Source organism: Rahnella sp. PCH160 (assembly GCF_047784855.1).
GTDB lineage: Bacteria > Pseudomonadota > Gammaproteobacteria > Enterobacterales > Enterobacteriaceae > Rahnella.
Genome location: NZ_JBLOGT010000001.1, coordinates 4,175,043 through 4,190,452, shown reverse-complemented (window position 1 = coordinate 4,190,452; position 15,410 = coordinate 4,175,043). Strand labels below are relative to the sequence as shown.

Here is a 15,410-nt window from a genome sequence, read left to right as displayed (position 1 = left end):
AACGATCATACTTTTGCTAATGCAGCGTGAATGTAGTTGCGCGGTTAATAACCGGTGAGTAATTATTTTGGATGGTAACATCTGAAGCTGATCTTTCTTTGCAGTGATGGAGTGTATTCATTCGTTACAGGGTAATAAAATAGCTGCTTTTTCTTTCACAAGCTGACACCCTATAGGTGTATTGCATATGCGTGCGCTTGAAATTGATTATTATCGGATTTTTACCGTCTCACGCGCGCACAATGCGGGTGATGAAAAAAAACGTGCGCTACACTTTCTTATTTTCTCCAGTTATAAGGGCATCGGATGATTTGCTCCGAAAAATTCAAACATCTCAGGAACTTCAGCGCATTAGCCCTGGTTCTGAATGCAACTTTTAGCCTGCCGGTACACGCGGATGACTCACAGTTACAGGCATGTGGCAATGCAAAAACAGCCAAAGAGTGCCAGTTACCTTTTCAAGAGGGACTTTCCGCTGTACAGGTAGGGTTATCACGTGAGCCGCAGTGGGGATATCTCGACACCTCCGGGCACATGGTAATCAAACCCGATTTCAGCGACGCCCGCGGATTTGTTAATGATGTCGCCGCTGTTAAGAAAGGCGATCAGTACGGCTATATCGATAAGAAAGGCCACTGGGTTATTGAACCTCGTTTTACCCAAGCAACCGATTTCAATGCACAGGGTACCGCGCTGGTTGTCACGGATAATCGTCTGGCATTAATTGATCGCAAAGGCGCAGTTGTGAAAACGCTGGCGTTTGCCGTTTCGCTTGATAGCCAGGGTTTCGCAGGCGAACAGGCGCTTGCCAGTGTAAAAACGCAGGTCACCCCGGCTTTGTGGAATGCTGCAACAGACCGTTCTCTTTCTCTGCCTGATGATGTTATGGCACTCGATTTGCCGCAGTCAGGGCTTATCCCGGCGAAAAAACGTGATTCAGCGAACGATGGCTACTGGGGATATCTGGACGAAAACGGTGACTGGGTAATTGACCCGATGATCCTGAAAACCCGCGATGAACCTCAGCTCAGCGGCGATGTGGTTGCTATCAGAACCAAAAATGTGTGGGGTTTTGTTGATCGGCAGGGCGTTTCTCTAAACAAAGAACAGTATAAATCGGTCCGTCCTCTCTCCTCCGGTAGCTGGCTGGTTACGGCCAACGATAATTCGAAGCAATTGCTTAGCAGCAAACTGGAAAAAATTCAGGATATTCCGGCCGATCAGTCTGAGAATATCATCGTCTGGGGCAAGGCAACTTTGGGAACGGGCAGTAAAGGTATAGTGATTGTTGGGGCCGATGACCAGGTTGTTTCCCTTAAAGTGAATAAGCCTCAATTCCTGCAACAGAGCAACCGACTGTGGATTATGCAGACAGAGAGCAAAGTACCGCAGGTTATTCAGGTTTATGACAACAATGGCGTTGCGTTGCTTAATGATGCCACCCTTGCAGCACTGAAAGATTATCAGATGAAGCCACTGGGTGCGGCGGTGCTGACAGATAATGTCGCAGCGTTGCCGGAGGCCACGGCAGATGCCACAAATACTCTGCCATGGGCAATTCTGACACCAACTGATACGGCAAAACCCCCGGCAATACTGACTTCGCAGGGCAATGTTCTTTCCGACCCTCAGTGGGCTGCTATTGATGGCGATGTCTCTCAGGCTCCGCTGATTATCCATACACAAACGCAAAAAGTGGGTGCAGTAGACGGTGCGGGTAGATGGGTTATCCAGCCGGTTTATCAGCAGATCAACGCGTTTAGCGGCGATTATACCTGGGCGGTAGAAAACAGTAATAATACCGACACCAAACGTTTAATTGACCGTAATGGCAACGCAACGGAAGTGCCTGCTGATATCTTGCAAAATGCCCAGAGTCTTTCCGGCGGACTGCTGTATTACACCGAAGGCATCAACGATGCCCGCCGCTGGGGTTTATGGGATATTGCGAGCAAGAGTATCAAAGCTGCGCCTCAGTTTACTCAACTCGAATCTTTCAATGAGGGATATGCTCTGGCGAAAGCTGATGCCGGATGGGGCGTCGTCGGAACCAACGGCACGTGGGCAATTGCTCCAGATGCGAGCCGCAGCGGGAAATTCCAATATGTCGGGCAGGGCGTTTTTACCTTATCTGATAATGATCAACCGGGCGAGCGCGGCGATCTTTCCAGTCATTACAGCCTATACAGCGCGAGCAGCGGTCAGGTTATTGCTGGCGATCTGCTCGCAAGACCGCAATCCGTCGGGAAGGGACACTGGCTGGTGCAACCTTCGGAAGGGGGCGTGGCACTGCTCGACAGCGCAGGTCGTTATCCTGTGAGCAAAGCCATTGCGGCTTCGTCGAATTCGGTGCAGGGCGATTGGGTGATGCTGAGTTTCTCCCCTCATGTTGGCGCGATTAACGCGCAGGGTGACTGGCAGATCCCACCTCTCTATACTGCAGAATTCAATTTCATTAAGCCATTGAACTGGAGTCGTGCGATCAGCGACGGCCATACCACGCTGATTAACGCTCACGGCGCTGTTCCGCTGGAAGGTTTTGAACAGGCATTACCGCTAAATTCGCTGGTGCGCCTGACCATGAATGATGAAGTGACCGGCGAAACCGTGCTTTATGACAATGAAGGCAATGAGATCCAGCGCTTCGCCGGGCTCGACAGCCTGCAGGCAGACAAAGCCAGCGCCGGGGTTATCCCGTTGCGCGATAACAAGGGGCTTTATGGATTTGTTGATCAACAAGGTAAGAAGCTGATCGGTTCTTATTTTGATCAGGTTGGCGCAATGAACAATAATTTTGCCACGGCCATGAAAAAATCGACTTACGGAAACCTGTTCGGTTATATCAGCACGACCGGCCGTTTCGCAATTTTACCTAAATTCGATTGGGCCGATGATTTCAGCGAGAAACACGCTTGGGCGGGCGGAAAAGGCGTCGTCAGCTTGCTGAACACGGAAGGTGCCGTTCAGGCGAAAATTCAGGTGCGTTGTAATCAGCGCGTAATCGTGGATGCAAAAGGCGCTTATCTCTGGCCTGCTAAAGCGCCTTCATGCGGTTCCGGGGGTAATTAATGATTGTCAGCAAACCTTCAAGGCTACGGATAGCACTTCTTTGCGCATTGAATACCAGTAGCGCACTGGCCTTATTGACGCTGACGGCTTCTGCAAATGGGGCTGAACCTTCCGGTTGCTTTGCACCGTTGCCTGCTTCGCAAAATGATGCACAACTGCGTAACGCACTGCCGATGGTGCAAAATCTGTGTATTCGTGATGTCCGCGAAGGGCGTGCCGCCTTGCTTCTGCCTGCTGCAGATGAAACCGCTGAGCGTTGGGGCTTTCTGGATAATCAGGGGCAACTGGTGATTAAACCTGCCTTTGAAGATGTCGGTGATTATCACTATGGCGTCGCTGCTGCTAAGCAACAAGGTAAGTGGGGATTTATTGATACCACCGGGAACTGGCTGATACAGCCCGCTTTCGATACGGTACAACCTTTTACTGAATCGGGTTTAGCCGCCGTGACTGTGGCTGGACAATCACAGATTATCGATCGTAAAGGCGCGCAGGTCGGTAAGGCACTTGATGATTTAGTAGACGAGGCCATTTTGAGCAATGGCGTTCCGGCTCGTTTACAGCTGTCGTTTAACAGCGTGCTGCTTTCCCCTGATGGCGTCCGTCATGTTGCAACAGACAAAATGGAAGTGGCAGAGCCTTTTGGTTCTCAGGGGTTATTCCTCGCCTTCGATGCCAGCAAAGGCTATGGCATTGTGGATGAAAATCTAACCTGGCGTGTCGCGCCACAGTACGCCGCAATGACTCTCGACCCGCGCAATCCAACCGTTGCACTCGCGAAGAATTCCGACGGAATTACGTTAATTCGGGCAGACGGCGTTCAGGATGAGCAAAAGTATTTATCCGTGAGTGAAGAGACCGGTGCTTACTGGCTGGCAAAAACGGCCGATGGCGTGAAGTTACTGGATAACGCCGCCGTTGTTATCGCAACGTTTAGCGATTCTGACGCCGCCGCTTTGCGGGTTTCGGGTGACTATGTCCTCCACCCAACGGCAAAAGATAACCTTACCGTATTCGTTCCTGGTCGCAAACAACCTTTGACATTACCTGCCACCAGCGAACCGTGGGGGCAGACTACCGGTGAGTTTTTGGTGACAACACGGGGCGAGCAGAAAAAAGTGAACGCCATCGTGGCACCTTCCGGTGGAGTGATTGGCGGCGCTCAGAATGTTGGCTGGCTGACGCAAGTTTCCAGTGCAGAAGTCATCAATCACCGTTTATGGCTGCGCAATGATCAGGGCGACGTCGTGAATGTTGTTGATGCGACCGGAAAGGCGCTGCTGAATCAGAAGACAATCAGCGCGCTTGAAAATAGCCGGATTGAACCGCTTAACGCCGGTGACGATAACGTTGCCGCTCAGTCGCCTCTGGCTCTGATTCGCCCTGAAGCCGGAACCAGTAAAACCGGTGCAGGTTTCCTCAAGCCGGACGGAACTCCGCAAATTGACAGCAAATGGCAGGATATTGAATCTGCTGACAGCCGTGCAGATATCGGGCAGTTTATCGTCAGAACCGCCGACGGTACCGGTGTGATTGATGCGCAGGGCAAAGTCATTATTCCTCTGACTGAAGACAACATTTCTCCGTTTGTTCAAGGCTATGCGCTGGATTATCTGGACGGTAAGCTGACGGCTCTCGACTATGCCGGTAAGCACTATAACCTGCCAGATATGTTCGATCTTGAGTCGATTGGCAACGGCTGGTTCCGCTATCATGAAACGGCGGCGGAAGGGGCATTGTGGGGAGTTTACGATGCCATCAATCAGAAAATGATTGTTCAACCTACCTATCTGAATGTGGGTGATTATGCCAGCAATCAGGTTGCGGTTCAGACGCCAAATGGCCTTTGGGGCATTCTCGACGGTCAGGACAAAACGAGGGTGGACGCCAAATATGCCAACGTTAAGCGCATCAATTCCGCTCTCTGGTTGCTGACACAGCCGGCAACGGCCGACCAGCCAGAATCCGGCGTAATTGCAGAAATTATCGGCAATGATACTAAAACCCGTATTGCCCCGACGGCCGGATTAGCGGTGAATCAGTTTAGCGACGGCCGTATTCTGGCGACTTCAGCGGCCGGACAATCCTGGCTTCTGGATGCGAAAGGTAACATCGAGCTTCATGAGCAGCAAACTCACATCAGTGCACTGGGTGACTGGGTGAAATTGTCCCGTCAGCCGCAGGAAGGTTATTTATCCGCACAGGGTGACTGGCAGATCCATCCCGCTATCGGCACGCAGGGATCGCGTTTTGCACAGGGACGCGCATTGCGTTCAACGTCTGCCGGCGCTGAGCTGATTGACGACAAAGGTGCCCGTGTCGCCGCGATGCCTGATGGGAAATGGAACCTTCCTCCGGACAGTACGTGGTCTGTTTCTTATGATCCGCAAAACGCTGCACCAGCGACCCGTTATGTTGATAATACCGGCAAACTGGTTCTGACTGTGGCAGGATTTGCCAGCCGCATGGTCGACGGACATGCAGTCCTGACGCGTGCGGATGGCTCAAAAACCTGGATTGACGGACAAGGGAAACCGGCTGACGCTGTCTCTTACGCCGATCTCGGTTTGCCTCAGGATGGCCTGGCGTTTGCTAAAGCAGATAATTCCTACGGCTTTGTGGATGCTCAGGGCAACTACGTGATCGCGCCTGTTTACAGCGCGGTTTCACCGTTCGACGGTGGGGTTGCTATTGTTTCGACACCGGCGATGTCGATGATGATCGACAAGACTGGCAAACCGCTTGCGCGTGTTGACAAAGAATGCGGTATTTCTGTTTTGTACGGCGCAGGCAGTTCGCGTCAGTGGCCGCAGAAAATGCCGGATAATTGTAAGCCCTGAGCCTGATGCTTTGCGTTCAAAACCCGCTACGGCGGGTTTTTTTGTGCTAATGTTTAACTGTAATGGCAGTGAACTATCTCAATTGAAAGGATAAATTATGATCCCGCAGATCCCGCTTAAATACAGGGACGCAGAACGCTGGTCGTTTGGTGATACTGAATCGTCAGCAGATGAACTGGCCAAGCGTGTCATGGCCGGTACTAAAACAGCGACCTGCTCAAATCTTGATGACGATCCGGAACCCGAACCAGGTGAAGTGTTTGTTGTGGTCGATGGCCGTAACAATCCGGTTTGTGCGGTACAACTGACCGAAGTAAAACAGGTTCCGTTTGATCAGGTGACCGAGCAGCATGCCTGGGAAGAAGGTGAAGGTGACCGAACGCTGGCTTACTGGCGTAAAGAACACCAGCGTTTTTTCGAAGAGTACGAAATGTTTGAGCCGACGATGCCTCTGTTGCTCATGAAGTTCCGGATGATCGAAAAGTTCTAATCTCATCATGTGGCCTGATAAGGAAAATCAGGCCAAAAAACCACAAGACATAAGATCTACCTGATGTTGTCGATCTGTCGTTCAGGAATGCGTCATGTCCGCCAATTCAGCAAACCCTCATCCGCTTTCACCCCTTTCAGGAATACCGTATTTCAGCCAATGGGAAGATCCGACCTGCGCGGCGGGGATTATCTCCGGTGATATTACGCTCAGCGATATCCGCCTCTGGCATCAGTCCGGCGCTGCTTCTCAGGAGGAATTTATAGAATGGGCTAACCATGTCTGCGGAATGTGTTGCCTGAAAATGGTTCTGGCGGCGGTTTCCGGGACCGTTGTGCCCATTCTTAAGCTGACTCAACGCAGTCTGGCGTACGGTGCTTATATCCGTGAAGGGAAAAATATTAAAGGGTTAATTTATGCTCCTTTTGTGGATTATGTTTCTCAGGAGTTAGGGCTGGCCGCACAGGTCAAAGTCGATATTTCTGCGCAAGACATTGGTTCGCAGCTGGATTTGCACCGGTTTTTCATCGCCTCGGTGCATCCGTCGATTCGTATCCCGGAATCTGTTCCGCCGGGTAAGGGCGGGCATCTGGTTCTGGTCACACAGGCTGATGCCGGATTTGTGACTTTCCATAACCCGTCGGGTCACGATATTACCACGCAGCAGGATGTGACTTTGTCGGTTGAAACTTTTGCCCGCTTTTTTGCCGGGCGAGGAATTGCTCTGGTGTCCAACTCAGACTGACCGCAAGCGGCATGGCGAACTCACTCCCGTTCGCCATGCGGTGTCACTCCAGTCGCATAATCCATTCATCGTTCTGCTTATCGTACTTTTCCTTGTACAACACAGAATGACGGCCATCGACAACCGCGGGTACGCTGGTAAGGTCATCCCAGGCATCAAGCTGCATACACAAATCAGGGTCTGATTTGCACGGAATATGCACTTTATCCCCGCCTTTTGCTTCCGGCGTTGAGAGGTGTGCATCGTCAATTTCATAACTGCCAATTCTGATACTCGATTTTACCATCAGGTACTCCTTGCCAGGCTGACGTCAGTGGTTTCAGTAACATCAGGTACGACCAGTTGGGCGCCCTGATCTGAGAATAGTAGACAGCACAAAAAGTGCCACTGGATTTTTCATGGCGGTGAAGAAGAGGAATTTCAGAAAACGGTAAACGAAAGGGGGAAGATTGGGAGCCGGTGTTTCAATTACGCACAGGCCCCTTACTCTGTCTTCAAAGCGGATTGAATCTGATGGAAACCGGCATTGCGTTGATCTGATTACGGCCATTGTTTTTGGACAGGTACAGCGCTTCATCCGCCGCACTGACAATATCCGACTGATCTTCAATATCAGGATCCTGATCCGGCCTGTATGTCGCGATGCCCTGACTGATCGTCACGCGGTTAAACTCGCTGAAACTGTGTTTGATACCCAGCGTTTCAATTGATTCCATGATGTGCTGAGCGACGATCCATGCACCTTTCAAATCGGTATCCGGCAAAATAGCTGCAAATTCTTCGCCGCCAAACCGTGTCACTACATCAGTGCTGCGTTTTAGCGATTTTCGTAATGTCCTTGCAACCAGACGCAGGCAGGCATCGCCTGAAAGGTGACCGTAATGATCGTTGAAATGTTTGAAATAATCGATGTCGATCATGACTACAGTCAGCGGAGTACGGTTACGTTTTGCGCGCATATATTCGTGGCTGAGCACTTTTTTAAATTCGCGGCGGTTCGGCAGCTTGGTCAATGAATCGGTGCGGGCCTGAATTTCGAGACGACGGTTAGCTTTAACCAGTTTCAGTTCCAGCAATTTACGTTCATGAACGTCTTCGGCGGTGCCGTACCAGCGCTGAATTGAGCCGTCCGGGGCATAACTTGCCGCAGCGCGGATACGCATCCAGTTCCAGCCTCGGTCAACGTGGCAGAAGCGGACTTCGATATCCAGAGGTGCGCCGGTTTTCAGGCATTGTTCCCAGGTCTGAACCGCAGCGCGGCGGTCTTCGACATGCATACTCTGGATCCATTTATCTGCCAGAATATCCTGACGTGTCATGCCGGTGATACGCTGAAAACGAGAACTGACGTCATTGAGCATACCACGCGGGTCGGCGGTCCACGGGATTTGCGGGTTCAGTTCCACCATATTGCGGTAATGCTCCTGACTTTCGCGCAGAGCCCGCTCCATACGTTTGAGACTGGTGATGTCCGTCATCGCCACAGAAAGCCCGTTCAGCTGGCTTTGTGCATCGCAGGCCGCCTTGATGCGCACGAAGAAAACCTGATTCTTGCCAGGGACAGAAAATTCCCGGTCAGGCGTGGTTTCATTTCGCTTCGCCAGTTCCAGTGCATTATTGAGAAGAGGCGAAAGGCCGGGCAGGAATACACCGATTTTGCGGCCAATAGCTTCATAGGGTTGCAGGCCTATAATATTGGCCATCGCATCATTTACGGTGACATAACGCATTTGTAAATCAATGAAACACAAGCCTACAGGGGCATTGGAATAAATGGTTTCGAGCTGAAAAAGTCGCTGTCCCGGAGACTGATCCAGGCTGGTCAGATTGCGATCAATGCCGCGATAGCCGCGAAAATTACCGTCATTATCAAACAACGGAACCCCGCTGGTTTCCAGAATAACTTCTGTGCCATCGGGGCGGATATTGCGGTTAAGCAATCCGCCAAAAGGGGCGCGACGTGCCACAATCGCAGCAAACTGTTCACCCACGCGTTTGGCTTCATCAGGCGGCATGAAGTCAAAAGGCGTTTTGCCTAAAACTTCTTCGGGCGGAATACCAAGAAACTCGATGCACTTATTGGAGGAAAAGACGTAACGTCCTTGGGCATCGACTTCCCAGATCCAGTCAGAATTGTTATCGATAATATCCCGCAAACTGGCCATTTGCTGTAAAAGCAGGCCATCTGCTGATTCGAGTTTCATTTCATCCGACATGATACTTCTCCGACTGGCAGGTCTTTACTCAACATCAGGCGCTATGATTTATATCTACAAATGATATATCACTGGCAATGTTATCTTGAGGGCAATAATACATGTCAGGCTAGGATTTTTCCTACTTATAATTGCATTCACCTTTCTGGATAAAATAAAAAGATATCCAATATATTCAGCATAAAATTTTTTACAGTCATTTGTTCTGTGCAGTTTGTCATTCCGATTTCACCTAAAAATGTGCCTGCACAGCATCGGCTTGAACGTGTCGCTGAATTATTTTTTGTGGAATTTAAGGAAGCGTAATTAGAATAATCTGCGCCAGCAGGAGGATCCTGTGGCACAGAAAATTACGAAAAGGGTTAAATTAATTAATCGTTCGATAGCGTCTGGTGTCGCGTTGCCCCATCTCTGACCAGTTCACGTGGGAGACTGTTTTTGATACGGCTGCCGATTTTTTTGGCAAGTCCCAGTGGCTGATTAGCCCACGTGACCAGACATTCATCAGTCGCTGGCGTGTTTTCAGGATAAATATCGACGCCTCGCAGCCAGTTTTGTGCCAGTTCGTCATCAATTTCAAAACGGTTGCTGGCGTCATTAACGCTGAAAGCGACCACGGCTTCGTGTTGCCAGCGGAAACCTTTTGGAAAGCGTTCGGCCAGGCGGATACCAATTCGTGAAAATCTGACTTTGCCGAATAAGGGTTCCAGCACGGCCGGGAAGATCCAGATTTCTTTGTCGCGCTGCCACAACGTGTATTGTTTTTCCGGCCATGAAAGCCCTGAACTTGCGGCAGCTTTGATTATTTCGGCGCTGTCCTGACGCGAAAGCGGCGAGAATGGGAAGCGGCCGACTTTATATCCGGGAACCGGCAAGCGTGTTACAGAGTCTGTTTTACGAAAACGGGCAACAAAGAAGCCTTCGCTGTCATAAATTTGAGGGAATACGTGGAGATAGCCTTCCTGCGTGACCGCTTTTTGCGCGCCATCGAATAAATCCCCAAGCGATTCCGTTTCCACGGCACCTGCATAAGTTTCCAGCAACCACTGGCAAACCTGCTGATTTTCCAGAGCATTGAGGGTGCAGGTTGAATACACCAGTACGCCACCCGGCTTTAATGCGTGAAACGCGCTGTCGATGAGTTCGCGCTGCGTAGCGGCAATTTCCGCCACGCTGGCTTCTGACCAGTTGCTCATGGCGTCAGGATCTTTTCGAATCACCCCTTCGCCGGAGCAGGGCGCATCCAGCAAAATCGCATCAAACGTTTCAGGCAAAGCTGCACCGAATACGCGTCCGTCGAAATGAGTCAGGGCGGTATTGCTCACGCCACAGCGGCTGATGTTGGCATGCAGCACTTTCACGCGGCTGGCCGAATATTCATTGGCAACGATGCCACCGCGATTTTCCATCTGCGCGGCAATCTGTGTGGTTTTCGATCCAGGCGCTGAGGCGATATCCATCACCAGCAAGGGGGGCGTGTCGTGTGCAAACAGGGCTGTCACCGGGAGCATGGAACTGGCTTCCTGAATGTAGAATAGCCCGGCCAGATGTGCCAGCGCGTTCCCTAAACGGGAATCGTCCAGCGCGTGACGGTTGATCCAAAAACCTTCCGCGCACCAAGGCACCGGCTCTAACGCCCACTGATAGCCTGACGCCATTTCAAGAAAATCCGCTACGCTGATTTTCAGGGTATTTACCCGCAGACTGGGGCGGAGAGGGCGCTGGCATATCGCAATAAAATCTTCCATGGTCAGGCTGGCTGGCATGATTGCGCGCGTGGCGTCCAGAAAGGCGGCGGGTAATTTATCAGCGAAATCGCTGGCAGTGGTGAGTTTTGACAAGAGTAGGGTTCCAGAACTGAAGGGGTTTTCAGCCGGGGAGTTTAGCATAGTTACACGCAGGGGAAGGCGCGCACGTTGCCCGGATGCCATGAAAAAGCCACCCGAAGGTGGCCTCTGAAAGGGGAAAAACTTTTAAGTTCTTGGGATCGCCGTACCCCATTTTTGCCAGTCTTTCGGCGCTTCCGGATTGAGCAGGAAGTGGTTGCCGTTGGCGGCTTTCGGTGCCAGTGGTGTGGTCGGTGGCGTTGCGAAGGCAATCCCGCCACGGATAAATTGCTGGAATGTTCCGCTTTTGAACATGCCACCGGTCAGGCCAAACTGTAAATCGTAGCCTGAGGCCAGCCAGAACACGGTGTTTTCACGTACCAGATATTGGTATTTCTTACTGATCCGTAATGTCACGTTCACGCGGTCGGCCATCGCGCCCAGATAGAAGCCTGAAACCGTACCCACTTCAATGCCACGGAACAGCACCGGCGTGCCGATTTGCAGTGAGCCAACTTCTGCTGCATCAACCACAATGCCCAGACCGTCGGTGTAACGCGAATCGGTAATCGTGGATTCCTGCAAATCAAAGTTACGTGCAGGAACGCCTTTACCGGCTTCGACGTTGATGTACGGCTGAAGCAAGGTATCAAGATTGCTGACACCACCGGCCGAAATTTCCGGTGAAACGATCGAGAAACGTGTGCCACGGCGAGCAAAATTGTCGACGTATTCCGGATACAGCACGGCTTTGGCGGAAACCTGATTAAGCTGAGGATCCAGTTTCAGGGATTCCACCTGGCCGATGGTGATCCCCAGATAACGGATTGGCATCCCCGCGGAAAGTTTGCTGGCATCGTAGGTATTGAGCGTGATCTGGCTGCCCACGGCGCGTGCGGAGGTTTCGGAATCATAAAGAATGCGCTTGGTGCCTTTACTGGTCAGCACGCCTTCAAAATTATCGAAGCTGATCGCCCCTTTAAGCGCGCGATCCAGCGGCGATGCCTGAACGGTCAGCCCGCTGCCGTTCAACTGAACTTTTGCGCCGCCTTCTGCCCAGAAAATAGTCTTTTCGGTCAGCAGATTGCGGTATTGCGGCTGGATGTAGACATCAACGTCAAACTCGTTGGCTTTCGGGCGCACGTTAACAATCTGGCCTACCTGGAATTTACGGTAAAGCACAATGGAACCGGCCTGAATATCTGGCAGACTTTTCGCCGTCAGCGTCAGTGTGGCGCCGGGCTGGTCGCCCTGAATGCCTTCAGCCGCTTTTTCCGCGTTGCTGTACAACGGATATTTCTGGAGTGACTCGCCTTTAGTGCCCGGAATAATGCGGATGCCACCGTCGACCCATTCCTGCGCGCTGGCCCCCAGCACTTCCATACCGTCGATACCCAGTTTCACGTCAACGCGGCTGTTCACCACAAACTTGCTGTCTTTGTGCAGTAAGTTTTTGTATTCCGGTTTGATGGCGACATTAAACAAGATACCTTCGTCTGTCAGCGTGCGGTCGATAATCTGGCCGACGGTAATGCCATACAGTTTGATTGGCTGGCCTGCATCGATGCCGTAGCTTTGCGGCGCGATCAACTGAATCTTGCTGGTGCCCGGATCCTGAAGCAGGCGCTGGTTACTGTCGAGAACGGTGAAGTGCTTCTGCGCATCGCCATCGCCTGGGATCAGTTCCAGCGTATTACCGGTCAGCAACTGGCTGATATTGGCATTATTCAGACTGAGTTTCGGGCTGTTCATTTCAATGCGCGTACCGGTGCGCATCATATCCAGCACGGAAGGATCGACGGTCAGTTTCCCGGTGACTTTATTATCGGGCTGCAAGGTGATTTTTGTGAGTGTTCCGACCTGTAAACCCTGATACATCAGCGGTGTCTGGCCTTCGGACAGGCCGTTGCCGTTCGGCAAATCAAGGTCGATTTCCACGCCGCGCTGGCTTTGCGCCAGATCAGGATAAAGTACGTAAGACTGATCGGCTTTGGCCGGATGCCCGTCATCCGGGGAATCCATCGAGATCGCGCCATTAACCAGTGCCGCCAGACTTTCCATCTGAACTTTTGCGCCGCTCAGACTGAAATCGCCCTTAAAGCCGGAGACATTCCAGAATCGGGTATTGTCTTTGACCAGACTGGCGAAGCGTTTGTCGATGAGTAAATCAATCGTTACGCCGTCATTGCCGCTTTCAATGTCGTAATCGTAGACTTTGCCGATCGGTATTTTACGGTAATACACCAGTGAACCGGTGCTCAGCGAGCCCAGATCTTTCGAATGCAGGTGAATCATCAGTTCGCCGGTATTCAGGCGAAATTTCGGCTGCGTATCCAGGGCGACAAAGTGATCTTTCTCATTGCCGGGGCCGGGCATCATACCGATGTAGTTACCGCCCACCAGCGCATCAAGGCCGGACACGCCCGCCAGCGACGCTTTTGGCGTGACCAGCCAGAATTGTGTCCCTTCACGCAGCGCATCAGACAAATCGCTTTTGATGCTGACCTTAACCTGAATGGTACGAAGATCTTTACTCAGGCTGATGGATTCGACTGATCCGACTTCAACGCCCTGATAACGCACCGGCGTCCGGCCCGCAACGATGCCCGCAGCAGACTGGAAATCAATAGTGACAGTCGTTCCGCGCTCCTGGAAGTTACTGTAAATCAGCCATCCGGCAATCAATAAAGCAATAAATGGCAGAAGCCAGAAGGGTGAAATCCGGCGCCTGTGTTTTATCCGTGCTTCAGTCGGTGTATTCGGCGTTTCCTGTTGCATGTGCATCCCAAATCAAGCGGCTATCAAGCCATTCAACGGCAAGAATGGTGAGGATCACGGCAGAACCAAAGTAAAAGGCAGCCGGTCCCATTGTAAACGACAAAAGCTGGTCACGATTTACCAGCGACATCATCAATGAAATAACAAACAAGTCGAGCATCGACCAGCGTCCGATCCAGGTCACCAGCCGTAAGAGACGAATACGCGTTTTCAATCCCTGAATCGCTTTGAAATGGATGCTGATCAGTAACGTCAGCATCACGATAACTTTTGTGAACGGTACCAGAACGCTGGCGATAAACACGATGGCAGCAATCGGCACATTACCTGATGTGGCCAGCGACACGACGCCGGTAAAAATGGTGTCTTTCAGCTGTTGCCCGTTGGCGTAAATAATCGAAATGGGCAGCAAGTTCGCGGGGATCAAAAAGATAATTGCTGCGATCAGCGCCGCCCAGGTTTTTTGCAAACTGTGCTTATAGCGCAGGCGCATCGGCACATGGCAACGCGGACAACGCCCCCGTACATCCGGTTGTCCGGTAAATTTACAGGCCAGACACAGGCGCAGCGAAGAGGGCACGCCTTTAGGCCGACGCTGCGGATAAAACTCTTCCCACAGTTGTTCGATATTGAGATTAATCATCGTCAAAGTGACCATAAGGGTCATCATCAGATAGGCCGCCAGCGCAATACCAACATTGATGTCGGCATATTCTTTGACTTTGATACTGGCGACGGCCATACCAATCAGATAAATATCGAGCATTACCCAGTCTTTAAGGCGGTCGAGCATCAGCAAAACCGGTCTCAGGTTCATCCCCAGTTTGCTGCCAAAATGGAGATAAAGAATGGAGAGTGCCAGCGTTAGCGGCGCGCCGATGGTACAGAATGCGACCATGCTGGCGGTGACCGGATCACCCTGTCGCGACATTTGCCAGATGCCTTCCAGCAGGCTGGCGTCAATGCGTGTGCCGAGCAGGCGGATGCTGATGAGCGGCTCGGTATAGGCGAACGGCATCAGCAATAATATGCTGATGGCGATAGTGATCAGTCGCGGCAAAGAACAAACCCGACCCTTTTCAACTTTGGCATTGCAGCGTGGGCAGTGCGCCGTTTGCGTCCGCAGCAGCGCGGGAAGCGCAAAAAGGTAGTCACATTCACTGCAGCGCTGGTAGCGAACGTGCGGCAGTTGGGCTGAAATTGTGTGTATTTTCATAGTACCTGGAATAGTAAAGAATACCTGTTGTTACAATTACGCATCCCCCGAGGGGGTCAGGCGAGGCCATTGTGCCAATATCAGCCAGGTTTTTTTGACAAAATAACGTATTATGCGGTCGGCAAACAGTTATTGTAGGTGAGTCTTTTTGATGTCACACAGGATTAACCTTGTTCATATGGGCATTTAATGCTTATTTTATAGAGGTTAAGCACACCAGAACGGCTCAG

The 15,410-nt window shown here is 51.5% G+C and carries 9 protein-coding genes; 4 read left to right on the top strand and 5 right to left on the bottom strand.

Annotation, left to right across the window (positions count from 1 at the left end; genetic code table 11):
- Positions 1 to 306: 306 nt before the first annotated feature.
- The 4 genes from ACM5QY_RS19445 (at position 307) to ACM5QY_RS19430 (ending at position 7,144) form a co-directional block, all read left to right on the top strand.
- Positions 307 to 3,069, top strand: a complete 2,763-nt coding sequence (locus ACM5QY_RS19445) for a WG repeat-containing protein (protein ID WP_416122291.1) — start codon at positions 307 to 309, stop codon at positions 3,067 to 3,069.
- Positions 3,069 to 5,909 (top strand): WG repeat-containing protein, encoded by a 2,841-nt coding sequence (locus ACM5QY_RS19440; RefSeq protein ID WP_416122290.1) that lies wholly within the window; start codon positions 3,069 to 3,071, stop codon positions 5,907 to 5,909. The genes ACM5QY_RS19445 and ACM5QY_RS19440 overlap by 1 nt, the downstream gene beginning before the upstream one ends.
- A 97-nt stretch (positions 5,910 to 6,006) precedes the next feature.
- Positions 6,007 to 6,399, top strand: a complete 393-nt coding sequence (locus ACM5QY_RS19435) for an ASCH domain-containing protein (RefSeq protein ID WP_165056871.1) — start codon at positions 6,007 to 6,009, stop codon at positions 6,397 to 6,399.
- 94 nt (positions 6,400 to 6,493) lie between these two features.
- Positions 6,494 to 7,144: a cysteine peptidase family C39 domain-containing protein gene (locus tag ACM5QY_RS19430; protein ID WP_416122289.1), complete on the top strand. Its 651-nt coding sequence runs from the start codon at positions 6,494 to 6,496 to the stop codon at positions 7,142 to 7,144.
- 43 nt (positions 7,145 to 7,187) lie between these two features.
- On the opposite strand, the gene ACM5QY_RS19425 is transcribed toward ACM5QY_RS19430, so the two are convergent.
- From ACM5QY_RS19425 to yebS, 5 genes are all read right to left on the bottom strand, one after another.
- On the bottom strand, positions 7,188 to 7,430 hold the full coding sequence (locus ACM5QY_RS19425) for a DUF1480 family protein (protein ID WP_416122288.1): 243 nt from the start codon (positions 7,428 to 7,430) through the stop codon (positions 7,188 to 7,190).
- 208 nt (positions 7,431 to 7,638) lie between these two features.
- Positions 7,639 to 9,360 carry a sensor domain-containing diguanylate cyclase gene (locus ACM5QY_RS19420; protein ID WP_416122287.1) on the bottom strand — a complete coding sequence of 574 codons (1,722 nt, stop codon included), beginning with the start codon at positions 9,358 to 9,360 and terminating at the stop codon, positions 7,639 to 7,641.
- A 371-nt stretch (positions 9,361 to 9,731) separates the two neighbouring features.
- Positions 9,732 to 11,249, bottom strand: a complete 1,518-nt coding sequence (gene rsmF / locus ACM5QY_RS19415) for a 16S rRNA (cytosine(1407)-C(5))-methyltransferase RsmF (RefSeq protein ID WP_416122935.1) — start codon at positions 11,247 to 11,249, stop codon at positions 9,732 to 9,734.
- Between the two features lie 84 nt (positions 11,250 to 11,333).
- Positions 11,334 to 13,964, bottom strand: a complete 2,631-nt coding sequence (locus ACM5QY_RS19410) for a PqiB family protein (protein WP_416122286.1) — start codon at positions 13,962 to 13,964, stop codon at positions 11,334 to 11,336.
- Positions 13,933 to 15,180 carry a membrane integrity lipid transport subunit YebS gene (gene yebS / locus ACM5QY_RS19405; RefSeq protein ID WP_416122285.1) on the bottom strand — a complete coding sequence of 416 codons (1,248 nt, stop codon included), beginning with the start codon at positions 15,178 to 15,180 and terminating at the stop codon, positions 13,933 to 13,935. The genes ACM5QY_RS19410 and yebS overlap by 32 nt, the downstream gene beginning before the upstream one ends.
- Between the last annotated feature and the right edge of the window lie 230 nt (positions 15,181 to 15,410).